This is a genomic window from Roseateles amylovorans (genome assembly GCF_025398155.2).
GTDB lineage: Bacteria > Pseudomonadota > Gammaproteobacteria > Burkholderiales > Burkholderiaceae_C > Roseateles > Roseateles amylovorans.
In genome coordinates this window covers 42,568-69,345 of sequence record NZ_CP104562.2, presented here as the reverse complement: position 1 = coordinate 69,345, position 26,778 = coordinate 42,568, and the positions used below count along the sequence as shown (strand labels likewise).

23 protein-coding genes are annotated in these 26,778 nt (G+C 67.1%); 16 read left to right on the top strand and 7 right to left on the bottom strand.

Annotated elements, in window-relative coordinates; translation table 11 throughout:
* The first annotated feature begins 401 nt into the window (after nt 1-401).
* The 3 genes from N4261_RS00270 (at nt 402) to N4261_RS00260 (ending at nt 2,604) form a co-directional block, all read left to right on the top strand.
* A complete protein-coding gene (locus N4261_RS00270; RefSeq protein ID WP_261758207.1) occupies nt 402-1,361 on the top strand; it encodes a LysR family transcriptional regulator in 960 nt (319 codons plus the stop codon).
* Between the two features lie 140 nt (nt 1,362-1,501).
* A complete protein-coding gene (locus tag N4261_RS00265) occupies nt 1,502-2,215 on the top strand; it encodes a Bax inhibitor-1/YccA family protein (protein ID WP_261758206.1) in 714 nt (237 codons plus the stop codon).
* Nucleotides 2,215-2,604: a hypothetical protein gene (locus N4261_RS00260; protein WP_261758205.1), complete on the top strand. Its 390-nt coding sequence runs from the start codon at nt 2,215-2,217 to the stop codon at nt 2,602-2,604. The genes N4261_RS00265 and N4261_RS00260 overlap by 1 nt, the downstream gene beginning before the upstream one ends.
* Before the next feature lie 142 nt (nt 2,605-2,746).
* Here the strand turns inward: N4261_RS00260 and N4261_RS00255 are convergent, their stop codons facing one another.
* Nucleotides 2,747-3,388 carry a glutathione S-transferase family protein gene (locus N4261_RS00255; RefSeq protein WP_261758204.1) on the bottom strand — a complete coding sequence of 214 codons (642 nt, stop codon included), beginning with the start codon at nt 3,386-3,388 and terminating at the stop codon, nt 2,747-2,749.
* Nucleotides 3,389-3,453: 65 nt separating this feature from the next.
* A complete protein-coding gene (locus N4261_RS00250; RefSeq protein WP_261758203.1) occupies nt 3,454-4,530 on the bottom strand; it encodes a Gfo/Idh/MocA family protein in 1,077 nt (358 codons plus the stop codon).
* Nucleotides 4,531-4,822: 292 nt separating this feature from the next.
* On the opposite strand from N4261_RS00250, the gene N4261_RS00245 reads away from it, so the two are divergent.
* Nucleotides 4,823-7,099, top strand: coding sequence for a M3 family metallopeptidase (locus tag N4261_RS00245; protein WP_261758202.1), 2,277 nt, complete (start codon nt 4,823-4,825; stop codon nt 7,097-7,099).
* Nucleotides 7,100-7,152: 53 nt separating this feature from the next.
* On the opposite strand, the gene N4261_RS00240 is transcribed toward N4261_RS00245, so the two are convergent.
* Nucleotides 7,153-7,743 (bottom strand): DUF2242 domain-containing protein, encoded by a 591-nt coding sequence (locus N4261_RS00240; protein ID WP_261758201.1) that lies wholly within the window; start codon nt 7,741-7,743, stop codon nt 7,153-7,155.
* A gap of 221 nt (nt 7,744-7,964) precedes the next feature.
* Complete coding sequence (locus N4261_RS00235; protein ID WP_261758200.1) at nt 7,965-8,378, bottom strand: hypothetical protein; 414 nt, start codon at nt 8,376-8,378, stop codon at nt 7,965-7,967.
* A 180-nt stretch (nt 8,379-8,558) separates the two neighbouring features.
* Between N4261_RS00235 and N4261_RS00230 the strand changes: the two genes are divergently transcribed.
* The 3 genes from N4261_RS00230 to N4261_RS00220 all read left to right on the top strand — a co-directional run bounded on the left by N4261_RS00230 (nt 8,559) and on the right by N4261_RS00220 (nt 9,812).
* Nucleotides 8,559-8,756: a hypothetical protein gene (locus N4261_RS00230; RefSeq protein ID WP_261758199.1), complete on the top strand. Its 198-nt coding sequence runs from the start codon at nt 8,559-8,561 to the stop codon at nt 8,754-8,756.
* 34 nt (nt 8,757-8,790) lie between these two features.
* A complete protein-coding gene (locus N4261_RS00225; protein ID WP_261760853.1) occupies nt 8,791-9,105 on the top strand; it encodes a BON domain-containing protein in 315 nt (104 codons plus the stop codon).
* A 269-nt stretch (nt 9,106-9,374) separates the two neighbouring features.
* Entirely contained in the window at nt 9,375-9,812 is a 438-nt protein-coding gene (locus tag N4261_RS00220) for a response regulator (RefSeq protein WP_261758198.1), read from the top strand.
* Nucleotides 9,813-9,858: 46 nt separating this feature from the next.
* On the opposite strand, the gene N4261_RS00215 is transcribed toward N4261_RS00220, so the two are convergent.
* Nucleotides 9,859-10,491 (bottom strand): response regulator, encoded by a 633-nt coding sequence (locus N4261_RS00215; protein ID WP_261758197.1) that lies wholly within the window; start codon nt 10,489-10,491, stop codon nt 9,859-9,861.
* Nucleotides 10,492-10,535: 44 nt separating this feature from the next.
* On the opposite strand from N4261_RS00215, the gene N4261_RS00210 reads away from it, so the two are divergent.
* The gene (locus tag N4261_RS00210; RefSeq protein ID WP_261758196.1) at nt 10,536-11,933 is read left to right on the top strand and encodes a CHASE3 domain-containing protein; all 1,398 of its coding nucleotides are present in this window, start codon (nt 10,536-10,538) and stop codon (nt 11,931-11,933) included.
* A gap of 398 nt (nt 11,934-12,331) precedes the next feature.
* Nucleotides 12,332-12,778 (top strand): BON domain-containing protein, encoded by a 447-nt coding sequence (locus tag N4261_RS00205; protein WP_261758195.1) that lies wholly within the window; start codon nt 12,332-12,334, stop codon nt 12,776-12,778.
* Between the two features lie 332 nt (nt 12,779-13,110).
* Here the strand turns inward: N4261_RS00205 and N4261_RS00200 are convergent, their stop codons facing one another.
* Nucleotides 13,111-13,236, bottom strand: coding sequence for a hypothetical protein (locus tag N4261_RS00200; RefSeq protein WP_261758194.1), 126 nt, complete (start codon nt 13,234-13,236; stop codon nt 13,111-13,113).
* Here N4261_RS00200 and N4261_RS00195 point away from each other — a divergent pair.
* The 4 genes from N4261_RS00195 (at nt 13,235) to N4261_RS00180 (ending at nt 22,582) form a co-directional block, all read left to right on the top strand.
* Nucleotides 13,235-15,358: an esterase-like activity of phytase family protein gene (locus N4261_RS00195; protein ID WP_261758193.1), complete on the top strand. Its 2,124-nt coding sequence runs from the start codon at nt 13,235-13,237 to the stop codon at nt 15,356-15,358. The genes N4261_RS00200 and N4261_RS00195 overlap by 2 nt on opposite strands.
* A 680-nt stretch (nt 15,359-16,038) precedes the next feature.
* Entirely contained in the window at nt 16,039-17,703 is a 1,665-nt protein-coding gene (locus N4261_RS00190) for a hypothetical protein (protein WP_261758192.1), read from the top strand.
* A 140-nt stretch (nt 17,704-17,843) separates the two neighbouring features.
* Nucleotides 17,844-20,018, top strand: coding sequence for a M13 family metallopeptidase (locus N4261_RS00185; RefSeq protein WP_261758191.1), 2,175 nt, complete (start codon nt 17,844-17,846; stop codon nt 20,016-20,018).
* 188 nt (nt 20,019-20,206) lie between these two features.
* Nucleotides 20,207-22,582 carry a hypothetical protein gene (locus tag N4261_RS00180; protein WP_261758189.1) on the top strand — a complete coding sequence of 792 codons (2,376 nt, stop codon included), beginning with the start codon at nt 20,207-20,209 and terminating at the stop codon, nt 22,580-22,582.
* A 172-nt stretch (nt 22,583-22,754) separates the two neighbouring features.
* Here the strand turns inward: N4261_RS00180 and N4261_RS00175 are convergent, their stop codons facing one another.
* Complete coding sequence (locus tag N4261_RS00175) at nt 22,755-23,138, bottom strand: H-NS histone family protein (RefSeq protein ID WP_261758188.1); 384 nt, start codon at nt 23,136-23,138, stop codon at nt 22,755-22,757.
* A gap of 227 nt (nt 23,139-23,365) precedes the next feature.
* Here N4261_RS00175 and N4261_RS00170 point away from each other — a divergent pair, with 227 nt between their 5' ends.
* From N4261_RS00170 to N4261_RS00160, 3 genes are all read left to right on the top strand, one after another.
* Complete coding sequence (locus tag N4261_RS00170; protein WP_261758187.1) at nt 23,366-23,851, top strand: FCD domain-containing protein; 486 nt, start codon at nt 23,366-23,368, stop codon at nt 23,849-23,851.
* Nucleotides 23,852-23,982: 131 nt separating this feature from the next.
* On the top strand, nt 23,983-24,660 hold the full coding sequence (locus N4261_RS00165; RefSeq protein WP_261758186.1) for a GntR family transcriptional regulator: 678 nt from the start codon (nt 23,983-23,985) through the stop codon (nt 24,658-24,660).
* Nucleotides 24,661-24,813: 153 nt separating this feature from the next.
* The gene (locus N4261_RS00160; protein WP_261758185.1) at nt 24,814-26,772 is read left to right on the top strand and encodes a UvrD-helicase domain-containing protein; all 1,959 of its coding nucleotides are present in this window, start codon (nt 24,814-24,816) and stop codon (nt 26,770-26,772) included.
* Nucleotides 26,773-26,778: the final 6 nt, after the last annotated feature.

The window sequence follows — 26,778 nt, the reverse complement described above, 5'->3', positions numbered from 1 at the left end:
GTGTTGCTTCCTTCCTTCTGAGCGTTGTGACGCGCACCGTTCCCGGGCCGTGAAGCCCCGCTACCTGCAGGGTGGACGCCCCCCCCGCTACCGGTGTGGCGGGCGGGGGAACGCCTTGTCCGAGCGCAACGCCCTGCCGGCGGGGCCCGGTAGGCCCCCGGGATGAGCCCGGCCCGGCGTTGCAGAAACAGACTCTACGGAACAGCGCGCCTTCCCCACCCCGCTGAGCGACGAACTGAAGCAGGCGGTCCCCAGACTGCGCCATCGAGCGACTGCCTGAATCGGGGAGTGCGCCCACAAGTGCTCAGCAATCCCATCCGTTTTTCGGGTGATTGGGCTGTCAATACTTCTAATAAAACGAAGTTGAGTATCATCCAGGTTCGTTTTTTCGTGAGGCTCTCATGACTGCGCTGAACTACCGCCACCTGCACTATTTCTGGGTCGTCGCCAAAGAAGGCGGCTTTGCCCGCGCGGCTGATCGGCTGGGCATGGCGGTCCAGACCATCAGCGCCCAGGTGCGCGAGCTCGAGCGTTCGCTGGGCCATCAACTGCTCAAGCCGGAAGGTCGGGGGCTGGTGCTGACCGAGGCCGGCCAGGCCGCCTTTGCCCGCGCCGAGGAGATCTTCCAGATCGGCCAACTGGTCCCGCACGAGGTGCATGAAGCCGCCACCCAACGGGTGGTGCGGCTCTCGGTCGGCCTGTCTGACGGGCTGTCCAAACTGGCGGCCCATGCCTTGCTGGCACCGGTGCTGGAAACCCCGCATCTGCGCCTCGTCTGCCATGAAGGCGAGGTGGATCAGCTGCTGGGCGAGTTGGCGCTGCATCATCTGGATTTAGTACTCACTGACCAGCCAGCCCCCGTCAATCCGACACTCCGCATCACCAGCCAGCTGCTGGCCAGCACGTCGGTGGACTGGTGGGGACCGGTGGAACTGATCGAGCGGGCCCGCCGCGCGCCGGGCAAGTCCTTCCCCTACAACCTGGAGACGCTGCCGGTCCTGCTGCCCACTCGGCATGCCTCGCTGCGCGCCGGCCTGGAGCGCTGGTTCGAACAGCATCACATCCGCCCGCATGTGGTGGGCGAGTTCGAGGACAGCGCCCTGATGAGCGTGTTTGCGGCCCGTGGCCTGGGCGTGTTTCCGGTCAGCCGACTGGGCGCGGATGACCTCTCCATGATGAGTGGCCTGCATCTGCTGGGCCAGACGGAGGTGGTGGAAGACGTCCACGGCATCTATTCGCGACGGGGACAGAACCATCCCTTGGTGGCGACGCTGCTGGCGCACCGACGGGGGCTGACGGGCGCGGCCCTCACGCCGGCATCCGTGGTCGACGATCCCGCCGAGGTTGAAATCGATTCGTAAAAACAAGCGGTTAATTGAGTTAATAGCTGGTTTTTTAGAAGTCGTATTGCCGGTAAGTTCGGCTTCCATGCGCGCGATGATGTGATGGCACTGAGGTCATCGTCTCCGCGCCCTGTTCCACCGTCTCAAGGAGTTCAGTCATGAGCGACTACCAACGACCCTCGGCGTCCCCCACGACCTGGACGCCTGTGACCGCCTCGGGCGGCGCGTCCGTCTTCTCCCAGCGTGCCGACGTGGCACGGGTGCTGCGCAACACCTATGCGCTGCTGGCCATGACGCTGCTGTTCAGCGGCGCGGTGGCGGCGGCAGCGGTGGCCTACCGCCTGCCCGCGCCGGGCATGATCCTGACGCTGATCGGCTACTTCGGCCTGCTGTTTGCGATCCACAAGACCCAGAACAGCGGGGCGGCGGTGCCGCTGGTGTTCGCCCTGACCGGCTTCATGGGCTACACGCTCGGCCCCTTGCTGAGTGCCATCCTGAACCTGCCGGGCGGCGCCAACACCATCGCGCTGGCGCTGGGCACCACCGGCGGCACCTTCCTCGTCCTGTCGGCCTATGTGCTGGCCACGAAGAAGGACTTCAGCTTCATGGGCGGATTCCTGTTCGCCGGCATGATCATCGCGATCCTGGCGTCGCTGGCCAACCTGTTCTTCCAGCTGCCGTTGCTGTCGATGGTGGTCTCGGGTGTGGTGGCGCTGCTGTCGGTGGGCATGATCCTGTTCCACACCAGCTCGATCGTGAACGGTGGTGAGCGCAACTATGTGATGGCGACGGTCAGCCTGTTCGTGTCGCTGTTCAACCTGTTCACCAGCCTGCTGAGCATCTTCGGCTTCGCTGGCAGCAGCGACGACTGATGACCACCTTCCTGTGGGCGGTGACCGGCGTGCTGGCCCTGCTGTGGAGCGGCCTGGCCTGGGCCACGGCTGCGGTGGTGCGATGGACGGTGGAGGCACTCTCCACCGGTCGCGTCACCGAGCTGGGCCAAACGGCGGTCAGCTTCAAGTTGCCGGTCTGGTTGGAGCCCTTCGTTGATACCGGGCTGGTGACGATGGTGCAGGGCCTGACCCAATGGCTGCTGGAGATGGCCGGCTCCGGCGCGCCGCTGGCGGGCTCGCTGATCGGCTGGCTGGTGCCGCTGGTCTGGGGCACCTGGGGCATCGGCCTGCTGGTGCTGCTGGTGATCGCAGGCGTACTGCATGTGTTGATCAAGCGACTGCCCAAGACCGGCATGGTCGCCGCCTGAGAGGTCCCAGAGCCCTCCCGCCGACTGGGCCCCGGGTCGCGTCAGGTCCGACGCATCGACTTGGGTGTCTGTCCGAAGGACAGCGCCCCGGGGACCTACTCGGTCCCTGCCACGCCGCGGCTTCGTCCGCGGCGTTGTTCTTTCAGCCGTCGACCGGCGCCACCTCGCCGTCCCCATGCGGGGCCGCCCGGAACTCCGGCAACTGCTCGACCGCCTGCGCATAGGCCACCAAGGTCGGCAACCGGGACAGCTCCGGCAGCCGCTCCGGCACGCTCTGGCGAACAAACGTCCACGCCACGCCGATGCTCACGCCGGCCAGCCCGATCGTGTCGCGCTGCGCGGACAGCGGCGCCTTCTTCAGCTCCGCCTCCAGTTCCAACAAGGCAGTGCCCAACTGCGTCGTCACCCGAGCCAGCCAGGGTTCGTGCTGCTTGTCCTCGGGTCGCAAAGCCTGCTCATAGACCGCCTGTACGCTCTTGTCGCAGACGGCCAGCGCCAGTCCGATCAATCGCAGCGCGCGTCGCAGGTTGGGATCGCTGGGCGGGAGCAGCAGGCGCCCCGGCGACAGGGACTGCGCATACTGCAGGATCAGCGTCGAATCCATCAGCACCGTGCCGTCGTCACAGACCAGCGTCGGGGCCTTGACCACCGGATTGATCTGGCTGAATGCATCGAAGGTCCGGAACACCGACAGCGATCGGTGCTCAAAGCGCAGGCCCAGGAGCAGCATCGCGATCGCGGTGCGGCGGACGTAGGGGGAATCAAGCATGCCGATGAGCTGCATGGCGGGACCTCTGTCGGGTGAAAGGTGACGGGGAAGGCGAGGACAGTCGTCGTCCGCCGCCGGTCTCACTGAGGATCGTCGAACGGATACCTGACCCTGGCCATGGCGCGGATGCGGTCCATCCAGCCCAGCACCGCCAGGGTCTCGTCATGGGGAATGATCGGGCTTTCGATCTCGCCCGCGCGCACGCAGCGCATCGCTTCACGGATCTCGTTCTCGAAGCCGTTGATCTCGAACGGGCGCTCCAGGGTTTCGGCAGGACCTCGCGCCGGTTGCAGCACCGCCTGGGTGGCCTGCCAGAAGGTCTTCGGCAGCACGATGCTGCCAGTCTCGCCCATCACTTGCAGGGTGTTGGGGGCGGCGGTGTCGATGCCGCAGATGAACTGCGACACCAGGCCCCCGCCGAAATCCATCGACACCGACAGCCGGCTGTCCACCCCCGTCGGCGCCAGCACCGCGCTCAACTGGAGGTCCTGCAGCGGCGGCACCTGGCCATAGGCTTGCTGCAGCACCCAGCGGGTCGCGGTGAGGTTGTAGATGCCGACATCGAGCAAGGCGCCGCCGGCCAGCGCCGGGTTGAACAGGCGGCCATCGGGGTCATACGGGGCGGGGAAGCAGAAGCTCGACTGCAATCCGCGCAAGGCCCCGATGCGGCCCTCGCGCAGCCATACGGCCAGATCACGGTACAGCGGCAGGAAGCGGGTCCAGACCGCCTCCATCAGGAAGATCCGCCGCTCCCGGGCCACGTCCACCAGCCGCTGCCCCATCGCCTGATTGGGCACCAGCGACTTCTCGCACAGCACCGGCTTGCCGGCCTGCAGAGCGGCCAGCGCGTACTCGAAATGCTGTCCATGCGGCGTGGCGATGTAGACCCCGTCCACCGCCGGATCATTCATCACCGCGGCCGGATCGGTGTGCGCCTGCACCGCGGTGTCGCCGGGCTGGGACCAGCGATCGGCGAACTGCTGGGTGCGGTGGGCATCGCGGCCGCAGACCGCATGCAGCCGGCAGCCGTCGAGACGGGTGACCGCCTCGGCGAATCGATGGGCGATCGAGCCGGGCCCGATCAGCGCCCATTGGAAGGTGCGCAAGGGGCGCGCGGCGTCGCTGGCCGCAGCGGCCACGGAGCCGATGTGGGACATGGGAAGAAACCTCGCAGATGGCGCGCGGGACCGAGGGGTCCGGCAATGCGTGCCGATGCTAATGCGTCCCGCCGCCGATGGCCGCTCCGCGCGTCGAGACCCGACCGCCGGCAGCGTGCGTCTCAGGGTTACCCCGAGGTCCGTCGACGAGACAGTGAGGCGGCGCGCACGGGGGGCGCTTTCCAGGCCGGTGAGGGGCGGACCGCGCCCATGCCGTTCGGCAATCCGACGCCGATGGGCTAGGCTCGCGGCCTTGTCCCCCAGACTGCCCCGCTCCGGCGGGCCGCTTCCCATGAGGATTCCCTTCGTCCTGGCCGCCACCCTGGCCCTTGCTGCGCCGGTGCTGGCGCAGACCACCGCCGCCACCGCGGCCTCGGCCCCGGTGCCCGCCACCGCCAATGCGCTGCTGACACCCAGCCCGCTGCCGCTGCGCTATCCCCCGTTCGACAAGATCCGCGACGCCGACATCGGTCCGGCGCTGGACCAGGGCATGACGGAGCAACTGGCGGAAGTGGCCACGATTGCCGACAACCCCGAGCCGGCAACCTTCGAGAACACCATCGTCGCGCTGGAGCGCGGCGGAAGCACCCTGGGTCGCGCCAGCACGCTGCTCTTCAGCCTGCTGGGTGCGGACGCCAATCCCGCGCGGCTGAAGCTGCAGGCCGACTACGCCACGCGGCTGTCGGCCCATCGGGATGCGATCTCGCTCAATCCGAAGCTGTTTGCCCGCATCGAGTCGCTCTACCAGCGCCGGGCCAGCCTGAATCTGGGTGCCCAGGAGCAGCGCCTGGTCGAGCGCTACTACAACAACCTGATCCGCGCCGGCGCCAAGCTGGACGAGGCCGGCAAATCCCGCATGAAGGCGATCAACGCCGAACTGGCCGGACTGGGCGCCCGCTTCAACCAGAACGTGCTGTCCGAGGTCAATGATTCCGCCGTGGTGGTGGACTCGGTGGAGGCGCTCGCCGGTCTGAGCGAGGAGCAGATCTCCGCCGCCGCCGCGGCCGCCAAGGCGCGTGGCCTGGAGGGCAAGTACGTCATCGCCCTGCTCAACACCACCGGCCAGCCGGCCCTGACGCAGTTGGAGAACCGGGCCCTGCGCGAGCGGATCTACACCACCTCGATCGCACGCGGCAGCCGCGGCAATGCCTTCGACAACACCGCCCTGGTGTCGCGCGTGGTGACCTTGCGCGCCGAACGCGCCCGGCTGCTGGGCTTCGCCACCCATGCCGACTTCGTGCTGAAGGACGAGACCGCTCAGACCCCGCAGGCCGTCAACGCGATGCTGCGCCAGCTGGCGCCTGCTGCAGTGGCCTCGGCACGTCGCGAAGGCGCCGAGCTGCAGGCGATGGTCGACAAGGAGCAGGCCGCCAAGGGCCAGCCGAGCTTCCAGGTCGCGGCCTGGGACTGGAGCTTCTACAGCGAGAAGGTGCGCGCGGCGAAGTACGGCTTTGACGAGTCCCAGCTCAAGCCCTACTTCGAGATGAAGAACGTGCTGGAGAACGGCGTGTTCTATGCCGCCGGCCAGCTGTACGGCCTGCGCTTCAAGGAGCGCCACGACCTGCCCGTCTACCACCCCGACGTGCTGGTCTACGACGTCTTCAATGCCGACGGCTCGCAGCTGGCGATCTTCATCGCCGACATGTACGCCCGTCCGTCCAAGCGCGGTGGTGCGTGGATGAATGCGTATGTCGACCAGAGCGGTCTGATGGACCAGAAGCCGGTCGTGGCCAATCACCTCAACATTCCCAAGCCGGCGGATGGCAAGCCCACGCTGCTGACCTGGGACGAGGTGAACACCATGTTCCATGAGTTCGGCCATGCGCTGCACGGCATGTTCTCGAACGTGCGTTATCCCAGCATGGCCGGCACCCGCGTGCCGCGCGACTTTGTCGAATATCCGTCGCAGGTCAACGAGATGTGGGCCGACTGGCCCAGCATCCTGGCCAACTATGCCAAGCACTACAAGACCGGCGAGCCGATGCCCCGCGCGCTGCTGGACAAGGTGCTGGCGGCCAAGCAGTTCAACCAGGGCTTTGCCACCACCGAGTACCTCAGCGCGGCGATGCTGGACCAGCGCTGGCACCAACTGGCGCTGGAGCAGATTCCGGCCGCCGACCGGGTGATGGCCTTTGAGAGCCAGGTCCTGCGCGAGGAAGGTTATGACTACGCCGCCGTGCCGCCGCGTTATCGCACGCCTTACTTCAGCCACATCATGGGCGGCTACGCGGCAGGCTATTACGCCTATGTGTGGTCCGAGGTGCTGGACGCCAACACGGTGCAGTGGTTCAAGGCCAACGGCGGGCTCAAGCGCGAGCTGGGCGATGCCTTCCGCGCCAAGCTGCTGTCCCAAGGCGGCAGCCAGGATGCCATCACGCTGTTCCGCAGCCTGGTCGGCCACGAGCCGCAGATCCAGCCGCTGCTGCAGCGTCGCGGCTTGGTGCTCGACACCGACAAGAAGCCATCCAAGGGCGCGTCCAGCGCCGCGGGCAAGCCATCGGCCACCGCTGCGTCCAAAGATGCGGCCAAGGACCGTGTGAAGAGCGCCGAGAAGGCGGCGACAAAGTAAGGTCGAGTGCGCGATTGCGCAGGCTCAACCAGGCGTCCTGCGGGACGCCTTTTTCATGGATTCCCGCCGCCGCCGCCGAAGGATTCCGGAGTGCCGCCGCTCTGGTCCTTCAACAGCCGCTGCATGAGGGCAAAGAAGCGGTCGTAGAACTGGCCGGCGGGGATGGTTTCCGAGGCGACCTTCACCAGCGATTCGGAGGTCGACGACAAGGGGACCGAGATCGAGCCGATCGCGCTCACCCCCAGGCTGGTGGAGTTGGTGCTCCGCTTGACGGTGTAGCGGTCCTGCAGCGCCGACACATAGGCGGTCGCCAACTTGCCGCCGCCGGCCTCAGGCACGCAGACGATGTTGAAGCTGATCTCCACATGCACTTCGCCTTCCGGCTGGAAGCGCTTGCTGCCAGTGATGGACGCTGGCTGGGCGAGGTTGATCACATAGCCCTGGCTCAACAGGGCCCGGCGCGCCGCTTCGCAGGTGTCTTCAACATTGGCGTCGAACAGCCGGGAGAAGGTCTCATCCGCCTGGAAACGCTCATTCTGATAGACCGAGTTCTTGCGGGCGCCCGCGCCGTCGCCCCCAAAGCCGCTACAGCCGGCGACCAGCGCCACGGCGCAGGCCACGCAGGTGCGCCGCAGCCAGCGCATAGGGCGCGCGGATCGCTCATGTCCGGCGGCTCGGACAGGGGGAACGGAGGGGATCGTGGATGGAGTGGGGATGGGGCGCTGGATCATCATCGTCATCGGACCTGGACGGCCCACAGCGCATTATCCCCACTGGCCTGCCCGTCCGGCCGTCTGCTGGCTGTCGGCTTTGCTGCCGCGCTGTAAAGAAGAAGCAGCGTCGCGCGCCGGGTGGGCGCTGACCCTCAGTGCGCGCGTTCCAGCATCTGGGCCGACAGGATGGTCTGCCATTCGCCGTGGACCCGCACCAGCAGTCGATGCGCATGGCCCGGGCAGCGGTGCCAGTGTTCCTGCGCGGCGGCCAGCAGGGCCGGCCAGTAAGGATGATCGCCCTGGCAGCGGCTGCGCGGGATCACCAGGGCCACCTCGTGCGACGTCAACGTGCCATCGGCCACGGCGTAGTCCAGGCGGGCGCAGACCACCACGGTCAGCGGCGTCGACAGCAGCAACTCCGCATCCACACAACGAGAGGTCTTGAATCCCGGCGCGGCCGGTGCCGCCGCAAACGACATGCCTGCCTGCGCGCAAGCGTGGGGGGTCGGGATCGAAAGCGGGGGAGTGGCGCTGCCCAACGTCGCGCTCATGATGTTCTTGTCCATGGCCTGAATCGTAGGCAGCACCCGTGGCGGGGCCTGTCGGGGTCCGGCGCGAGCAGATGTAGGACGCAGCCGCACAGCCGTTTGTCCTACAAGCGGTCGCGGACGCTGACTACAGGCCGCCATGTTCGGCATGCGTAAAGTGAGTTCCAGCGCGTCAAACGGGACGCAAGGAGCCGACAGATGAGCCACGCCGATCATTTCCAGTCTTACGCCACCCTCACCGCGAGCAGCGATTGCCAGGTCCTTTGGACCGCCCTCGATGACAGCGATCCGGTGCTGGGACTGGAAGCGGCATTGCCCTATCTGCTGGACCACGCCCCCGTGACGTTTGCCGAACCGGCCCCTGCCGTCGTGTCGAATCCCCGCCACGCCGCGTGAGCCAGTGTCTGTCATCGACAAGGAGATCAACATGATGATTCGAGCCACCGTTCTCGCCCTGGCCACTGCTGTGGGCGCCCTGACCTTGTTGCCCGGCTGCGCGGTCACCCGCGGACAGTCGTCGGTCGGCGAGTATGTCGACGATGCCGGCATCACCACCGCGGTGAAGGCCAAGTTCGTCGAAGCCAAGACGGTCGACGCGTCGTCCATCAGCGTGGAAACGCTGCAGGGCGAGGTGATGCTGTCGGGCTTTGCCAAGAGCGCCACGGAAAAGAGCATGGCCGAGCGCATCGCCCGCGATGTGAAGGGCGTGAAGCGCGTCAAGAACGAGATCGCCATCCGTAACTGATGCCGCGACCCTGATCCCGGCGGATGGGTGAATGCCCATCGCCGGACAGCGCGAACAGTCCGCGTGCTTCGGTGCGCTGACCGTTCGCGCGCCCCCATTTCTGGTGCCCGCCGCGTTCGGCCCCGTGCCGGCTTCGCGTCGATGTCGCCTCGATTCCCGCAGGTTGTGCGCATCGTCCACCGTGCCACGTTGACCGATCCCCTGGACCGGCCTGACTGAGCTGGTGACCTGGCGCCCGCATCGCTTCAGCCCCCGAGCCCCCCTTCGCCATGGACGTCCACCCCGACACCGCTGCGCTCACCTGCTTTCTGGTCGAGGACAACGCCGTGATCCGGGAGAACCTGGTCGCGACGCTCGAAGAGATGGTCGATCTGCGTGTGCTCGGCCATGCGGTGGACGAAGGCAGCGCGATCCGTTGGCTGTCGTCCGAGCCGGATCGCCGCTGCGATCTCCTGATCATCGACATCTTCCTGCAGCAGGGCACCGGGCTGAATGTGCTTCGCGCCGCCAGTCAGGAGTTGCCCGGCGCGCACCGCGTGGTGCTGAGCAACTACGCCACGCCGGACATGCGGCAGCGCTGCATGGCGCTGGGCGCGCACAAGGTGTTCGACAAATCCGAGGAGCTGGAGGACCTGCTGGCCTACTGCCGCACGTTGGCGGACGGACGCGATCCGGACGGCGACGGCCATGCCGTGCCCGTCGCTTGACGCGGGGACGGCAGGCGCAGGCGCCTGCGGCCGCCCGCTCACGGCCTCACTCGATCAGGCCGTTCTTCAACGCGTAGTAGGTGAGTTCGCTGTTGGTGTTGAGACTGAGCTTTTCCAGCACCCGGGAACGGTAGGTGCTGACGGTCTTCACGCTCAGCGACATGCCGTCGGCGATGTGGCCGACGGTCTCGCCGCGGGCCAGTCGCAGGAAGACCTGCAGTTCGCGCTCGGACAGCGTGTCGTGAGCGGCCTGATCGGGGGAAGCCCCCAGCCCTTCGGCCAGCAGTTCGGCCACGGCGGGCGTGATGTACTTGCGGCCGCGGAACACGGTGCGGATGGCCGTGGCGATCTCTTCGGGATCGCATTCCTTGTTCAGATAGCCGCTCGCGCCCTGGCGCAGCAAGGTGGTGGCGTAGTGGGTTTCGGGAAAGCCGCTGAGGATCAGCACCGGCAGTTCCGGCTTGCGCGCCTTGATGGCCGCCAGCGTTTCCACCCCGCTCTGGTCCGGCAGGGAGAGGTCCATCAACATGACGTCGACTTCGCCCGCGCGCAGCAGGTCCAGCGCTTCACGGCCGGAGCTGGCTTCGCCGGTGACGCGCAAATCGACCTGTTCGGAAAGAAATTGCCGTAAACCGGCACGGACAATTGCGTGGTCATCAACGATGGCGATTCGGATCATGGTGGCGATTTCTAGTGAGCGTATCGCTCAAGGGAGTGTAGAGGATGAGTCTGAAAGAGACTGTCGCCAATATCGGAAGCAAGACCTGGGCCTTGCCGCTCGGATTGTTTGTCGCGCTGTTGATGGTGCTCATCAGTGAGCTCGCCTATTTCGGCGCGATCTCGCAGATGGATCGCTTGGCCACGCTTAACCGCGCCCGGGTGGAACTGGTCCGGCTGACGGCGCGGGTGACCGATGCCGAGTCCGGCCAGCGCGGCTACCTCATCACTGGTCGACCCGAATACCTGGATCCCTACCGCTTCGCGGCGGAAGACGCGTCCAAGGGCCTGGATGCGCTGCAGCGCATGTACTCGCAGGTGGACGCGCCGGATGCGGAGCGCCGCAGCAAGGAGATCGCGGCCGCCGTCAGCGCCAAGCTGAGCGAGCTGCAGGAGGTGCTCAAGCTTCACCAGGACGGCCGGGTCCAGGCGGCCCAGACGCTCATGATGACCGACATCGGCCGCGACCAGATGGAGCTGATCCGGCGGCGTTCGGCCGAGCTGCTGGCCGACGAGAACAACCGCATCGCCCTCGGCACGGCGCAGGTCTACGACACGCTGATGCTCAATCGCATTGGCGTGGCGGCGATGACGCTGATCAGCCTGCTTGTCTTCGGCCTGTTCCTGCGCAAGAGCCGCGCAATGGATGAGCAGCGCGAGCGCCAGCAGCAGGACATGCGTGCGGAGCGGGACCTGCTGGAAGTGGAGGTCGGCCGGCGCACCGCCGAACTCACCCAGCTGGCCCGACATCTGCAGACGGCCCGCGAGGACGAGCGGGCCCGCCTGGCGCGCGACCTGCACGACGAGCTCGGCGCCCTGCTCACCGCGGCCAAGCTGGATGTGGCGCGGCTGCGGCCCAAGCTGCAGGCGGGCGCACCGGAGCTGATGCAACGGCTCACCCACCTGACCGAAACGCTCAACAGCGGCATTGCGCTGAAGCGCCGGATCATCGAGGACCTGCGTCCGTCCACCTTGGATCAACTGGGTCTGGTGGCGGCGCTGGAAATCCTCTGCCGGGAAAGCGCGGAGCGTCTGGGCGTGCCGATCGACCTGGAGCTGGAAGAGGGCGTGCAGCTCCCGCGCAGCGCGCAGCTCACCGCCTTCCGCCTGGTGCAGGAGGCGCTCACCAACATGTCCAAATATGCCCAGGCCACTCATGCGAAGGTCATGCTCAAGCGCGAGTACGCGCAGGCGCTGGTCAGCGTGAGCGACAACGGCTGCGGCTTCGATCCGGCGCAGATGAACCTCGGCTCCCACGGTCTGCTGGGCATGCGCTTCCGGGTCGAGGCGGAACGGGGACAGCTGCAGCTGCAAAGCGCGCCGGGGCAGGGCACCGTGATCCGCGCCTGGTTGCCGCTGTCCGAGGATGCACCGCCGGTGCCGGCGGACCTCCCGACCTTCTGACGACGGCGTTCATTGCGCCGGCTACGCTGGCGCGCTCGGCGACGTCGCTCTGAATCTTCGAGCGCTTCCCTCTTCCCGAATCCCGCACTCCGCAATCCGCAATCCGCTCGTCGCTCGTCGCGTTGCGGATCGCGGGCTAGTGGACGGCGAAGAGCGCTTTGCGCTGCCGGTCATCCGCGCGCTGCGGCTGTAGGTGCGGGCCTACAGCCCACCGCGTCGCCGTACGACCTGACATCGTGGCGCGAGCCGACCCCGCGCCGCCGACGGGCTGCCTACAGTGAAGCCATGGCCTCGAGCCATCTCGACTCAGGACCGATGCACGACGTCGCACCGATGTCTGCGCTTCGCGCCGCATCCGGATCCCGGACACACCGTGAAGACCTCCCAAGGAGCCCGACATGAAGCAAGACCGACACGCCCGCCCCGCCCTGATGATCCTGCCCGCCGTCATTGCTGCCGTCGCCCTGGCCGCCTGTGGCCGTGAGGACGATGGCCGCACCGCCGGCCAGCGCCTGGACGACGGCATGGCGAAGATGGAACAGAAGTCCGAGCAGGCCAAGGAAGACACTCGGCAGGCCATGGACAACATGGGCAACAAGATGGACCGGACCGCCGACAAGGTGGGCGCCGCCGTCGATGACGCCCAGATCACCACCACCATCAAGACCGCACTGGCCGGCGATCCGAAGCTCAGCGCCCTTGATGTGAAGGTGGAAACCGAACGGGGTCATGTGGTGCTCGACGGCACCGCACCGGACCTGGCCGCGCGCGACCGTGCCGGTTCCCTGGCGCTGGCCGCCAAGGGCGTGCAGTCGGTCAACAACCGCATCAAGGTCAACGGCTGATCCCTCTCCAGCCGTTGGACCGGGGCCCCGGGACCGCGTCGATGGCGCGCGTTCCCGGGGCTTTCTCGTTGGGGAATGCGATCGTCGCGGGACTCCGCTGGGGCATTGTTTGTCCGCCTTGCTTCCCATCGCTGTGGGGCGCGTTTCGTCGCCGTTGGACGCGGTTGCCTGCTGATGCCTGGCTGATGAATGGCTGATGGCTCGCTGATGCCCCGCTGATGGCTGGGCAATGGCTCGCTGAGAGGCGCGTGGAGGGGCCTGGACGCCTGTCGATCAGGGTTGTTCCGTGTGTCGGTTTTGTTGCGGATTCATGGCGCTGTCATGGGCGTTGCCTAGCGTGCCGGGCTGTTCTGATCATCCGTCCACAGCGCCATGCCCACCACGCCGACCCGCACGCCGACCTCCACCCCCAACGCCTCCGCCGCAGCCGTCACGACCGCCCCGCCAACCACTGGCATGCGCCGCTTCAGCTCGGCCACCGTTCGCACCGCACCGCCGGCACTGCTCGCGTTGAGCGCGGCGCTGCTGGCCGGTTGCGGTGGCGATGGCAACACCAACCAGACGCCCTCTCCTGCGGTGATCCAGGCGCGGCTGCTGGATGGTCCGGTGGAGGGCGTGAGCTTCAGCGCGTCGCCATCGGCCACGGTGGGCAAGACCGCCGCGGGCGGTGTCCTGTCCTGCAAAACCGGGGACACGGTGAGCTTCAGCGTCGGCGGCATTGCGCTGGGGACTGCTGCGTGCACCCCCAACATCGCGGTGTCGGACCTCGCTGGAACCAATACCCTGACCGATGCGCCGCTGCAGAACCGACTCGTGTTCCTGCAAACGCTGGACGAGGACGATGACCCGTCCAACGGCATCCGGATCCCCGCCGCTGTTGCGGACACCTTGGCCGGCAAGACCCTGGACTTCGCGGCCGCCGCGACTGCCTTCGACACCGCTCTCGCCAGCCTGCTGCCCGCCGCACAGACCGACGCCTATGGCCAGCCCTATAGCGCCCGCGCGATGAGCGCCACCCGTCGCGGAGCCGCTGTCGAGCATTACGAGGCCACGCTGGCGGCCTACCTCGGCAAGACCGGCACCAGCAGCAGCGCCCAGGACAGCGCGGGTGGAACCGTCACCATCACCAAATTCCAGGTGCAGGCCACCGACAGCCAGTACGTGCCTTATGAAGGCGGCAATGCCGGGGCGAAGAAGGACTTTCCGAAGGGCTTCTTCCCGGCGGTCGGCTCGGGCCTGGTCTACAAGGGCCGCAATGCCGATGGCGCGATGGAGTTCTGGGGCATCACCGACCGCGGTCCCAACGGCGACAGCCCGATGGCGCCCCGCCCGGACACCGGCGCCGTGGTGGCGACCAAGATGTTCCCGTCGCCCAGCTTCACGCCGTCCATCGGCGTCGTCACGCTGGGCGCGCAAGGGGCGGTGATCTCCAGCCTCACCCCGATCAAGAGCGAGGCCGGCGCACGCATCAGCGGCCGCCCGCTGCCGTTCGGTGCCGTCGGCAGCAGTGCGGAAGTCCCTTTGAATGACAGCCTGAAATACGACGGCGACAAAGCCGGCTTCGATGCCCAGGGCCTGGACAGCGAGACCCTGGTCTATGACGCCGCTGCCAAGGTGTTCTGGACGTCCGACGAATACGGGCCGTTCATCGTCAAGATCGACGCGGCCACCGGCCAGATCCTCAAGCGCTATGCGCCCGGCAGCACCGCCGGCAGCCTGCCCGAAGTGCTCAAGCACCGGCGCCCCAATCGCGGCATGGAAGGCCTCGCGCTGGACACCGCCACCGGCAAGCTGCACGGCTTCCTGCAAAGCCCGATCGACCCGGTGGACACCGCCGGCAAGAGCGTCGAGGTGGTGGACAGCAGTGACCTGGACCAGGACGGCAAGAACACCGACAAGGTCAAGGTGCGCGACTTTGCGCAGTTCGCGCGCTGGATCGAGTTCGATCCCAAGACCGAGACCTCCCGGCTCTACGCCTATCCGCTGAGCTATCCGCTGGCCGCCAAGGGCGAGAAGTGGGACCGCAACCGCACCGGCAGCGCCAAGCTGGGTGACCTGGTGTCGCTGGGCGGCGGCAAGTTCATCGTCATCGAACAAGGTGCGGATGCGTCCGGTGCGGTGCGCAACTTCCTGATGCTGGTGGAGGTGCCGGCCGCGGCGACGGACATCGCGGCCATCGGCATCGATCTGGAGAAGAACAGCATCGACGGCAGCACGGCGGCCGCCACGACCTGGGCCAATGTCGTGAAGCTGAAGAAGACGGTGTTGCTGGACCTGAATGCCGCTGGCTGGAAGGCCGAGAAGGCCGAAGGCCTGGCCTTGGTGGACACGCAGACGCTGGCCCTGATCAACGACAACGACTTCGGCTTGCGTACCAGCCTGGTCGATGCCGCCGGCAAGCCGATCGCCGGCGATCCGACCGAATGCAGCGTGGACGTCAACGGCGTGATCGCCAGCAACGGCGCCTGCACCGCCGGCGCGGTGGGCGTGCGGGTGACGCGTGGCAGCGAGATCGACCGCACCACCCGGCTGTGGCTGCTGAAGTTCCCGAAGGCGCTCACCGGCTTCAGCGTGCCCTGAGTCGTCGTGTGCCGGGCACGCCCGACCCTCCTCGATCGTCATTTCGCTCGATCGATCCAGCGAGCGACGCCAGAGCATCCCACGGGTCGGTGGTCGAGATCGGCGCGGGCACGCGGATGAGCGATCGAACGATTGCGCTGCTCCGATGACTAGGAGGTCACCGCGCTGGCCGGTCCGGTGCCGGCGCGGTGGCTTCAATCGTCAAGGAGAGCCACCTCGTGAACATCGTCGAGCTGACATCGTCCCTCAGCCCTTTGTCGGTGCATGCCCTCGACCCGGCTGGGTCTGGAGGTGCCGAGTCAGCCGCCGCATCGCCCGGTACAGCGTCTCGGCCTGACGCGGCGTCGGTGGCGTCGGCACCGCTCCTTGCCGAGGTGGTCCTCCAAAGCCCCGCGATGGTCGCCCATGTGCAAAGTGCCCTGGTTCGCCCGGGCCATTTCCTCGCGCTCCATCCGCGATACGGCATGACCCTGGAGCCGGAGTTGACGCGCTGGGTCGACGGCGACGCCGCGCGCGCCAATGCGACCCGCATCGCGATCGGCTCGGACCCGGCCGGTCCACACGGCCGCGCGGTGCTGGTCTTCCAACCTCTGGGCGGCCATTCGGAAGGCCTGGCGGCCAAGCGCCCGGACCCGTCGCGCGGCCAGGCCCTTCTGCTGTGCGGATTTCTTCAGGAGGGCGTGCGCGACATCGTGATGGTGCACAGCAGCACGCCCCAGGACCGCGTGTTGAGGATGCTGGATCAGCCGCTCGACCTCAGGCAGGCCGATGCGCCGCTGCCCGTCAGCAGTTGTCCGATCCTGAAGCCGGGCCAGCGCGCGCAGGCGCCGACGGAGGTGCAAGTCGCCGCCTATCGCGCCGATGGCGTTGAGGAGCGGACCGACATGCAGGTGCATCGGCTGCAGTTGACGGAGGACGAGCCCGGCCTGTTCGAGTGCATCAGGACCCTCCATCAGCGCAGTGCCGATGGGGGTACCGTGGCCGTGGGATGTCGCGGTGGCCAGAACCGATCGGGCCTGTTCACTGTGCTGTTGCATCAGCGCGCCCAGGCGCAACGGCTGCACGATCTGGGTGCCCCGGTGGTCGAGCGGGCATTGACCCAAGCGGCACGGGAGATGATCGAACTCGGACAGGCCCGTCGAGGGCCGACGTTCGCTTCTTGCGCGCTCGGGGATCTGCGCGATCTGCCGCGGCGCCATGCCGAAGCGCTGGCGGCGGAATTCAGTCCCTCTCGGCGAGGAATACCGGTCCCGCTGAGGGGCATCGAAAGCCGGCCCCCCCAGGTTCCGCCGCGTCGGCCAGCCCACACCGCACCCGGCGTACCGTCACTTGAACGGACTGACGGCGGGCCCAGGGCCCAGGCGACCGGCATGCCGGCTGGCACCCGCCTGCAGGCGCTGCCGGTGACGGCAGCGAAAGCGCGGCGCTCGTCGCCTCTCCAATCACCCGTCGGGTTGCACACGGCGTCGCTGCCGTTCGGGCCGCCTCCGGCGCTGCCGCCGCGCCCCCGCCCGACGCCGGACCCGGCTGACGTCGCTTCGCTCGGAGCAGCGCTGGCGGCCTCCGGAACTGGGCGAGACGAATCACCCTACAGCGTGCTGAACGCCCAAGTCGAGAGCGCGAGCGAGAACGAGAACGTCTACGAAACCCTGGCCCCTTTCCGCCCGCCCGAGATGCCGCCATTTCAGTCGTTGCCACCCCTTCAACGTTCGATGACGGGTCTCAGGGACTTTGCGAATCGAATCGTCGCCCGCGAGCTGGAGACGATCTTGGAAACAGGCCCGCAAGGGCCTGAGCGGATGTTCCACAGCACCGTCAGGCTTGCTGAACATTGGACGGATCTGCGGCAGCGCGACGGTCTGGACATGGACAGCTTCCTCGCCCAGACCGTCCGGGCATTCACGCAGGCTGAAAGGGGCCTGCGCCAGCTGCTCCCGTCGAGGGGGTCCTCTAGGTCGCAGGTGGCGGTCGCTGACGTTTGTGCCGCCGCCGTGCGAGCGAAACGGGTGGCCGATGGCCTGTTCGGCGACCACAAGCCGCTGTCTGTTCAACAACGCGGCACGGCCGACCGCGCTGTCGACCTGATGAAATTCCTGCTGAAGTCCCACTTTCAAACCCTGCCGCCTCAGGCCCAGAGCAGGTGGCGCAAGCGGGTCGAGTCACGCGGCCAACTTCGCAGGCAGCTTCAGGCATTGCAAAGCGAGGTGCAGCTCCATACGGCAACCGCGCTCCATGGCGCCGCGTCGCGACCCCCTCCTTCGTCGGCGATGAACCGCCGGTTGCTGGCGCTCACGACCCTGGCCGCACTGAAAGAGGTGGCATTGGAAGAGGCCGGTCATCGCTGACCCTGGGTGCCCGCCCGGTGGCCGTGCGGCCGTACGGGTCTGGGCCCGGATACAACGCTTTCCCGGCCGTTGACGCATGGACATGGTCGGGCGAGGGCCGCTGCCGGAGAATGCCGCACAGCATCAACACGCCCTTCAGCATGTCCGCCTCTCACCAACGCCTGCAGCAGGTCCGCGCGTCGCGCGAGCCCGAGTTCTTCCGTCCGCGCCTGGGTGCGCTTGTGTTGGCAGGGCTCGGCGCCCTCGGCGTGTTGGGGACGCTCGGGGTCGGGCCCGCCGTGGCACAGACCGCAGCGGCGGCCTCGGCGCCGGCTTCCGCATCCGTGACGGAGCAGCCGCTGGATCGGCTGCCCTACACGCCCAGCCTCGACACCGCGTCGATGGACCGGACCGCCGATCCTTGCGAAGACCTCTACCAGTTCGCCTGCGGCGGCTGGATGGCCAACAATCCGATCCCCTCGGACCAGGCGCGCTGGTCGGTCTACGCCAAGATGGCCAATGAGAATCAGCGCTACCTCTGGGGCATCCTGGACAAGCTGTCCGCCGCGGATCCCGCGCGAACCGCCAACCAGGCCCGCATGGGCGATTACTTCGCGGCCTGCATGGACGAAGACGCGGCCGAACGTCATGGCGTGGCGCCGTTGCGTCCGCTGTTGTCGCGCATCGACGCGCTCAAGCACCGGTCCGAGCTGCCCGCCCTGCTCGCCGCACTGCATCTCGCAACCAACAACGAACGGCTGTTTTTCCACTTCGCATCCGGACAGGATCTGAAGGCGTCGACCCAGGTGATCGCCTTCGCCTACGCCGGCGGCCTGAGCCTGCCGGACCGCGCGTACTACTTCAAGGACGATGAGAAATCCCGTCGGCTGCGTGAGCAGTTCGTGGCCCATGTGGCCCGGGGCTTCGAGCTGCTGGGGGATGCGCCGAACGCCGCCCGCGAGCAGGCCGCCCAGGTGCTGTCACTGGAGACCGCGCTGGCACGTGCCTCGCTGAGCCGGGTGGACAAGCGAGATCCCTACAAGAGCTTCCATCCCACCCGCGCCGCCGGCCTGCAGGCCCTGACGCCGGGCTTTGACTGGTCCGCCTATCAGCGCGCCTTGGGCCTGGCGCCGCTTGCCACCTTCAACGTCACTGACCCCGCCTTCTTCAAAGCGTTCGCGGCCCAGCTCAAGCGGCGCGATCTCGCGCAGATTCGCCATTACCTGCGCTGGCAGCTGCTGAGCAGCCAGGCGCCGACGCTGTCGGCTGACGTGGTGCGGGCCAACTTCGACTTCTTCGGCCAGACGCTGCAGGGCGTGCCCCAGCTCAAGGCGCGCTGGAAGCGCTGCGTGGAGCTGGTGGATGCGCAACTGGGCGAAGCGCTGGGCCAGGAATTCGTCTCGCGCAACTTCAGCCCCGAGCTGAAAGAGAAGACGCTGATGATGACCCGCCAGATCGAGGACGCGATGGCCGCGCGCATCGAGTCGCTGACCTGGATGAGTGGCGCCACCCGCAAGCGGGCGGCCGAGAAGCTCCATGCCATCGTCAACAAGGTGGGCTACCCGGATCGCTGGCGTGACTACAGCGCGCTGTCGGTCACCCGGGACGACCTCGCCGGCAATGTCATGCGCGGCAATGCCTTCGAGCTGCGTCGGCAACTGGCCAAGATCGGCAAGCCGCTGGACCGCGGCGAGTGGGGCATGACGCCGCAGACCGTCAATGCCTATTACGACGCGCAGATGAACGACATCAACTTCCCGGCCGGCGTGCTGCAGCCGCCGCTGTTCGACCCGAAGATGGATGACGCGCCCAACTACGGCAACACAGGCGGCACCATCGGTCACGAGTTGATCCACGGTTTCGATGACGAAGGCCGCCAGTTCGACGCCCAGGGCAATCTGCGCGACTGGTGGACCCAGAAGGATGGCAAGGCCTTCGAACAGCGCGCGGCCTGCGTCGCCAACCAGTACGCCCGCTATGTGGTGGTGGACGACATCCGCATCAACAGCAAGCTGACGCTGGGCGAAGACCTGGCCGATCTCGGCGGCCTGGTGCTGGCCTATGCGGCCTGGAAGGCCCAGGTGGCGGACCTGTCGCCGGTGTCGGTCGACGGTCTCACCCCCGAGCAGCGCTTCTTCGTGGGCTTTGCCCAGTGGGATTGCAGCCAGGCGCGGCCCGAGTACGAACGCGTCAAGGCGTTGACCGATCCGCACTCGCCGGGGCGCTATCGCATCAACGGCGTCGCGGTGAACATGCCGGAGTTCGAAAAGGCCTTCCAGTGCAAGCCGGGCCAAAAGATGGTCAAGCCAGCGGCGGAGCGCTGCAAGGTCTGGTGAAGGCGCGCTCCTGACGCGGCCATCCAGGCCGGCATCACTTGTTCATGCGAGCTGAACAGAGATTTGGGTGGTAATCGGGTGACAGCTGCTGCTGAACGGTGGGCGGGGAGCGGCGACTACAAGGGCTCACGCCTGGTCGATCCCTGCATCGCACGGGCCGTTCAATCGCAGTTCAGGAGTCTCTGCCCATGCCCCACTCAAGCCTCGCCTTTCGCCCCACGTTGGGCGGCGGCGCGCCAGCCCATGTCGACGCCGGTGATTCGGTCGACTACGCGACTGTCCACAAAACGAGTCGTCCCGCTCCGGGTCCGTCCTTGGCCGCGGAGGTCAGCTTCACGGATCGGAGCCTGGTGCCTTACAGCGGCTGTTCGCCGGTCCGTGCCGAGCACTTGCTGCAGGTGCACGAGCAGTATGGCCAGACCCTGAGCCCGGAGCTGGCGTCGTTGGTCGACAGCCCGAACGCCCGAGCGAATGCCACACGGATTCCACTGGGCACCGACGGCGCGCGCGAGGCCTTGGTGTTCCAGCCCTTGGTGCCCAGTTACTCGAACATGTCGAACGGGACGCCTCGCGGGATGGCGACCCTGCTGGCGGGATTTCTGGAACAGAAGGTCGGCGATGTCGTGATGGTGGAGAACACCGCCAAGAAGGGCCGTCCGCAGCAGATGCTGGACCGGGCCTTTGACCTCCGCAAATTCGATCCCAATGCGAAGGCGTCGTGGCAACCCATGATGACGGACGGCGGGTTGCCTGACCTGGTTCAGGTGTCGGTGGACCGGATCGTGGATGGACCTCAGGTCGCCGAGATGCGGCTGCATCGCGTCGCACTGGGCAGCGATGTCCCGACGCTGACGCAGCAGATCAAGACCATTCACGAGGCCAGCCCCGACGGGACCATCGCCATCGGCTGCAACAGCGGTCAGGACGAGTCCGGCGAGGTGGCGGTGCTGCTGCATCAACGCGAGACGGCCGCGGCGCTGCAGGCACAGGGCAGACCGGTCACAGCCCAGGCGTTGGAACGCGCGGGTCTGGAGATGTTGAAGAACGGGCAGGCCCTGCGGGGCTCCGCGTTTGCGCGAGCGCTCAAGCCCGGCGGCAGTCGCGAAGCCGTGCTGATGGCGCATGCGCAGGCCGTCGCCGAGGAATTCGCGGGCGCCCGTGCCTCGGAAACGTCCGCGGCGGCCCTGCCTGTGCGCGCTCTGGCCCAGAAGTTCGGCGGTGTCGGCTTGCGTCCCTCACAACTTGAGTTGGGCGGCACGAAACCGGTGGGCGGTGGGACGCCCGGCACCAGGCCATCGGGTCCACGCCCCATGCTGGCCGCAAAACCCAAGCTGCAGCCGATCGCCACCGCTGCGCTCCCGGCAGCCGGCGCGCCGCCGGGCTCGCGTCCCGGTTCACCGGTGGGGGAGCCGGGCAGCAAGGAGCTGGTCTACGCCGATCTCGATCTGCAACATCACGCCGAAGCGTCAAAACTCGCGACGCGCCGGCCTGTCCGATTGGCAGACTCGGCAGATTCGGCGGATTCGGCCGATTCGGGCGTCGTCTACACCACCGTTCGCAAAGTCGGCGGCGATCTCAACTACACCACCGTCGACTGGGGAAACTCGGGCGAGGCTTCCCGGGGCGCGGTGGCGTCGCGCGCCAAGGGCGCCGCGCAAGTGGACGAGTCCACCGTGGAATACGCCACCATCAGCGGCTCGCGGCCGCCGCTGCCCACGCGCTCGCCGCCGGTGCGCGAGCGCGTGGGCGTTGAAACGCCGCCATTGCCGAGACGCTCGCCGGTGTCGCCCTCCACACCGATGAGTCCGGGCGTTTCATCGCTCTCTGATTCCACCTTCTCCAGCGGACGGTCGTCCCCCCTGAGCGCGAGCGAAGCGGCAGATGCGGCCCCGGCATTGCCGCCGCGACTCCAGCAGATGCATCGTGCCAGTGTGCGGGTCTCGACGAGGTGGGCCGCACGGGCGCTGGAGGCGGCGCCTGGGTTGCCCGAGCGTTCCACTTCGCCCAGCCCCCAATCCGCCCGGCTGCAGGATCTCAGGTCCAAATGGACCGACCGCAACACCGAGCAGGGCCAACAGATGTCCGAATTCGTGGTGAACGCAGCCCGCGGCTTCGTGGCGGAGGCGAACGCGGGCCCCATGAAGTTGTGGAAGTCGAAGGACTCCTATGGCGCGGGCGCCGGTGCCAAGCGGGTGAACGAGGCGGCTGACAAGGCCTCGGCGCTCGGCCAACAGCTGCTCGGCGCCGGCGGGGATTTGGATCCCGAGGTCACTGGCAACGACCAACTGGCCACTCAGCTGCTGAAGTCGATCCTCGAGGACCACTTCTCCCACCTGGGCGAGGCGCAGCAGCAGAAGTGGCTCAAGCGTTCCGAATCGCGAGGGGAGGTGTCCCGTTCGATCGTGAAGCTGCAGGCCAAGATGGCCGATGCACTCCAGGGGGCACAAAGCCATTCCGAGTCTTATGACGAGATGGCAGCCAAGATGCATTCCGCCTGGTTGGCGATGACGACACTGGTCGCGATGAAGGAAGTGGCGGAGATTCACCGCCCATCAAAAGCCTGAAGGCTTTCGACGGATGGACGTGCCCCGGCGCGTCCATGCCCAGAGCACGGGCGGCAGAACCGGCGATTCGAGCCTGGCCCGGGTCTGCCAAAGGCGCCGGGCTCTGCCAGGCTTCACACGCCGACACGCCCGGGGATCGGGCCCGATCCACCCGGGCGTTTCTTCGTCGGCTTCAGCCCTGGATGAGCAGATCTTCCGCCGTCTTGCCGGAAGCGATGGCTTCCTTGAACCAGTTGGGACGCTTGCCCACACCGGTCCAGGTGCGGCCGGCGCCGTCCTGATATTTCGGCGAGCCGGCAGACTTGCGCACCGCCGGGCCGCGTTTGGCGGCACCACCACGGCGACCCGGTTTCGACGCAGCGGCCTTGGCGCCGACACGGCCCCGCACCGGCGCACGGCCAGTGGATCCGAACAGCTCTTCCGGCGTCAGTCCATAGTGTTCAATGGCCTCGCGGATTCGCGCGACCACGCCCGACACTTCGCGGGCCCGCATGGCGTCCGCTTCTTTTTGAAGTTTTTCGATCTGGTTGAGGACTTGTTTCAGAGACTTTGGCATTCGGCCAACTCCGGAATGAGCGACGGGCGTTTGCCTCTGTGTCGCGATGTCTCCCAGCCGAGAATGTAGCTCGTCCTTGAATGCAAGTGGAATGTGCACCCCGCTTGTGCAAGATCAAGCAACGGCCGATTGTTTGACAGCGAGGCCGCCAAACGACTCGAAACGCTTCGAAATGCCTCGGCGCGCAGATTATCAAATTCAGAATGGCGATCCATTCAGGAGTCTGCATGACGCGCGCCCCACCGCCATTGCCCACCCGGTTGTTGACTGCCGCGATGTCGCCGCAACACAAGCTGGCAGAGGACATTCTGCAAACGCGCGCGGCGCTGACCGAGCTCCTGATTCGCACCGCCTCGCCGGCCGCGGCGCCTGAGGTCTGGGCCGATGCGAAGGCGTTGGCTGCGGCGTTTCAGGCGGCCGTGCGACAGGGCGACCTGGGCGCCATCACTTCGGCGGAGTCAGCGTTTCGGTGGCGTGTCCTGCAAATGGGGCACAACGATCTGGCGTTGGACCTGCTGCGCATCGGGCAGGAATGCCTGGCGCGAATCTGCGGCGGCTCGCCGCTGATTCGGGATGCGGCACGCCGCGGCCTCGACATCGAGCGCCTGATGGCGGCGCTGGAGTGTGGCGATTCGGAAACAGCGGTCCAGGCGGCCATGGCTCACATTGAGATGGACCGCCGGGATTTTCTAGCCATGACAGGTGGGCAATAGCGGAAGTGGGCTTTGTCGTTGATTCAATGCTTGATGAACGGCAAGGACCGAGTCGCGGGTCTGGCGCGCGAGGACATGGGCTGCACTTCGGTGGCTAAAGTGGCCAGCCGATCGCTCAATGCCGAATCTTCATGGCCGCCAAGAAAACGCCGATCAACACCCCCACCTATTTGCGTCTTCGGCAACAGATCAGGGAGGACATCGTGGCCGGCCAATGGGCATTGGGCCGGCATCTGACACTGCGCGAACTCGGCCTTCATTACGAAGTGAGCAATGTGCCGGTGCGTGAGGCGCTGTTGCAGTTGCAAGGCGACGGCATGGTCGAGATGAAGATGAATCGCGGGGCGGTCGTCCGCGACATCGATGAAGCGACGTTGAATCGATTTTTCGACATTCGCCAGGCGCTGCAGACCATGTTGGTGCGCAAGGCCTGCGCGCTGCGCACCGACGAGCAACTGGTGCAGGCCGAGGCGCTTCTCGTCGTGTTCGAGGCGGCCTGCCGACGCAGCGGGAGCACCGACTTCTTCGACGCCGAGCGCGGGCTGTACGAGTTCATCGACACCCTGGGCGACAACCCGCATGCGATTGAACTCATGCATCCACGCAACTGCCTGGTGGAAGCCTTCCGTCGCTCGTTCGGCGAGCATTCGCCACGGGATCCGGATCGGTGGGGACGCCGCGCCCGTCGGCTGGTCCGGGCCTTGATCGCGCGCCATCCGGCCCACGCCGCGGCGGCAATGCAAGAGCATGTGCAGGTCGTGCGGGAACACCTGTTGAGACTGATGACCGAGGCGCCACCGTCGCCTTGACGGCAGCCGGCCAGCGGCGTGGCGGGTCTCGGATCGGACGCGCACCTGGTGCCTGCCTCATGCCTGCCCGGGATGCGCGGACAATGCAGCGCATCACCCCTCGATGGCGGCCACCGCCACCCGCTCGGGGGGCGTTCTCCTGAGCCTGCCGCGATGTCCGATCCGATCTTTGTCCCCGCCTCCCTTCATCCGACGCCGGAGCAGCTCGCCATCCAGACCGCGCGGGTGCGCCACCTCCTGGTGGAAGCCAATGCCGGCGCAGCCAAGACGACCACGCTGGCGCTGCGCATCGGCCAGGCGCTGGTGCGCGGCGCGCGCCCGGACATGATCCTGGCGCTCACCTACACCGAACCGGCGGTGCAGGCGCTGATCGACCAACTGCGGCACATCGGTGTCTCGCCGGACCACATCGCCGCGCTGCGCCTGCACACCTTCGAATCTTTCAGCGCCTGGATCCTGCAGCAGATGGAAGGCACGCCGGTGCTGACGCTGCGCACGCAGGAACAGGTGCGGCCTTACGTGCTCAGGGCGATCGACCATGCACTGACCCAACCGCTGGAGCGGCATCCCGAGCTGCTGGCCACCGGGGCTTCGCCGGCCGCGCTGGTGGAAGGCCTGCTGAAATCCTTCGCGGTGCTCAAGGGCCGCATGCTGATCGAGCAACTGCCCGAGGACCAGCCGATGAGTCCGGACGTGGCGGACGAGTTGGGCGTGGACTACCTGACGCTGCGGGTGCGCAATGCCTTCGAGTCGATCCGCCGCAGTCCGCAAGCCGACCATCCCGCCTTCCGCCATGCGGGCGATGCGAGCTACGACCTGGCCTGCGCGGTGCTGGGCGGTTTGCTGTCCTATGAGGATTCGCCGCTGCAGCTCGGCTTGGCCTTGATCGTGGTGGACGAGATGCACGACACCAACCGGGTGATGTTCACGCTGCTTCAGGCGCTGCTCACGCACAACCGACGCGCGGCCTTTGTCGGCGTGGGTGATCGGGACCAGGTGATCCATTCGCAGGCCGGTGCCGAGGCCGGCTTCATGCGGGAGCATTTCGTGCGCGAGATCGGCCAGCCGGAGCGACTGCCGCTGACCGCCAGCCACCGGTTCGGCCCGTCGCTGGCGCGTGCTGCGGGTGGGCTCGCGCGCAAGCCCTATGCCGCCTTCGGCCATCAGGACACCGAGATCCAGGCGCTGCATGCCGAATCGCCGGCGGTGATGGCGACCCTGGTGGCGCGTCTGGCGCAATCGCACATGGCGCAGCACGAGCTGCATTCGCTGCGCATCCTGCTGCGCCGGCCGGCGCAGTCGGTCCTGCTGGAGCGATCGCTGCTGGCCTTGGGCGTGGACTACGTCAGCGACGGCTTCCAGTCCTTCCTGCGCCGGCGGGAGATCCTGCTGGTGCGCGGCATGCAGGCCTATTGCAGCGGCGACTATTCGGGATTCGAGGATCCCGCACTGCGCGCCGACACCTTGGCGGCCATGCTGCTGTTTGCCGGGGCCTGGATCGAGAGCGATGAACTCCGCCAGGTCGATGCCGTGACGGCGCAGCGCCAGGCCATCCAGGAGGCGGTGGCGCATCCTGATGGCATGCGCATCTTCATCGACGGCCAGATCCTGCGCAACGGCGATCCCACCGCCTTGGAACTGCTCGGCGCTGCTATGGCGGTGCTGGCCCACGGCGACCTGCAGACCTTTGGCGATGCGTTCCTGCGGGCGTTGCAGCCGCGTCGGCTGGCCGGTCTGGTGCTGGTGCGTCAAGATGACATCGCCGAGGTCCGCGATAACCTGGAGGCCCTGGTGCAGATGGCCCTGCTGGAAGCGGACCGCGACCTGCCCGATGTGTTCCGACTGCTGCATGAGCTGGACGGACGCCGATCGCGGATGCGGGCCAATCGGCGCGTGAGCTTGTCCAGCATCGAGGCGTCCAAGGGACTGGAGTTCGACCACGTCGTGATTCCGTATTTGTCGCGTGGCGAGTTCGCCGGTGAGGTGGGCGCCACCGAGAACCGCAACCTGCTGTATGTCGCGATGACCCGCGCACGGCATCGGCTGACCTTGGGCTTCGACCCGGCGCGGCCGTCCAAGTTCCTCGTGGAGGCCGGACTGGTGGCGGGCTGATCCGTC

Bases quoted from the DNA above. Each gene is read 5' to 3' on its own strand.
- N4261_RS00170 (WP_261758187.1), top strand. From the start codon at position 23,366: ATGACGCGCGCCCCACCGCCATTGCCCACCCGGTTGTTGACTGCCGCG.
- N4261_RS00220 (WP_261758198.1), top strand. From the start codon at position 9,375: ATGGACGTCCACCCCGACACCGCTGCGCTCACCTGCTTTCTGGTCGAG.
- N4261_RS00265 (WP_261758206.1), top strand. From the start codon at position 1,502: ATGAGCGACTACCAACGACCCTCGGCGTCCCCCACGACCTGGACGCCT.
- N4261_RS00235 (WP_261758200.1), bottom strand. From the start codon at position 8,378: ATGGACAAGAACATCATGAGCGCGACGTTGGGCAGCGCCACTCCCCCG.
- N4261_RS00205 (WP_261758195.1), top strand. From the start codon at position 12,332: ATGAAGCAAGACCGACACGCCCGCCCCGCCCTGATGATCCTGCCCGCC.
- N4261_RS00230 (WP_261758199.1), top strand. From the start codon at position 8,559: ATGAGCCACGCCGATCATTTCCAGTCTTACGCCACCCTCACCGCGAGC.
- N4261_RS00270 (WP_261758207.1), top strand. From the start codon at position 402: ATGACTGCGCTGAACTACCGCCACCTGCACTATTTCTGGGTCGTCGCC.
- N4261_RS00250 (WP_261758203.1), bottom strand. From the start codon at position 4,530: ATGTCCCACATCGGCTCCGTGGCCGCTGCGGCCAGCGACGCCGCGCGC.
- N4261_RS00215 (WP_261758197.1), bottom strand. From the start codon at position 10,491: ATGATCCGAATCGCCATCGTTGATGACCACGCAATTGTCCGTGCCGGT.
- N4261_RS00260 (WP_261758205.1), top strand. From the start codon at position 2,215: ATGACCACCTTCCTGTGGGCGGTGACCGGCGTGCTGGCCCTGCTGTGG.
- N4261_RS00225 (WP_261760853.1), top strand. From the start codon at position 8,791: ATGATTCGAGCCACCGTTCTCGCCCTGGCCACTGCTGTGGGCGCCCTG.
- N4261_RS00240 (WP_261758201.1), bottom strand. From the start codon at position 7,743: ATGCGCTGGCTGCGGCGCACCTGCGTGGCCTGCGCCGTGGCGCTGGTC.
- N4261_RS00160 (WP_261758185.1), top strand. From the start codon at position 24,814: ATGTCCGATCCGATCTTTGTCCCCGCCTCCCTTCATCCGACGCCGGAG.
- N4261_RS00255 (WP_261758204.1), bottom strand. From the start codon at position 3,388: ATGCAGCTCATCGGCATGCTTGATTCCCCCTACGTCCGCCGCACCGCG.
- N4261_RS00200 (WP_261758194.1), bottom strand. From the start codon at position 13,236: ATGCCAGTGGTTGGCGGGGCGGTCGTGACGGCTGCGGCGGAGGCGTTG.
- N4261_RS00165 (WP_261758186.1), top strand. From the start codon at position 23,983: ATGGCCGCCAAGAAAACGCCGATCAACACCCCCACCTATTTGCGTCTT.
- N4261_RS00175 (WP_261758188.1), bottom strand. From the start codon at position 23,138: ATGCCAAAGTCTCTGAAACAAGTCCTCAACCAGATCGAAAAACTTCAA.
- N4261_RS00185 (WP_261758191.1), top strand. From the start codon at position 17,844: ATGTCCGCCTCTCACCAACGCCTGCAGCAGGTCCGCGCGTCGCGCGAG.
- N4261_RS00195 (WP_261758193.1), top strand. From the start codon at position 13,235: ATGCGCCGCTTCAGCTCGGCCACCGTTCGCACCGCACCGCCGGCACTG.
- N4261_RS00180 (WP_261758189.1), top strand. From the start codon at position 20,207: ATGCCCCACTCAAGCCTCGCCTTTCGCCCCACGTTGGGCGGCGGCGCG.
- N4261_RS00245 (WP_261758202.1), top strand. From the start codon at position 4,823: ATGAGGATTCCCTTCGTCCTGGCCGCCACCCTGGCCCTTGCTGCGCCG.
- N4261_RS00210 (WP_261758196.1), top strand. From the start codon at position 10,536: ATGAGTCTGAAAGAGACTGTCGCCAATATCGGAAGCAAGACCTGGGCC.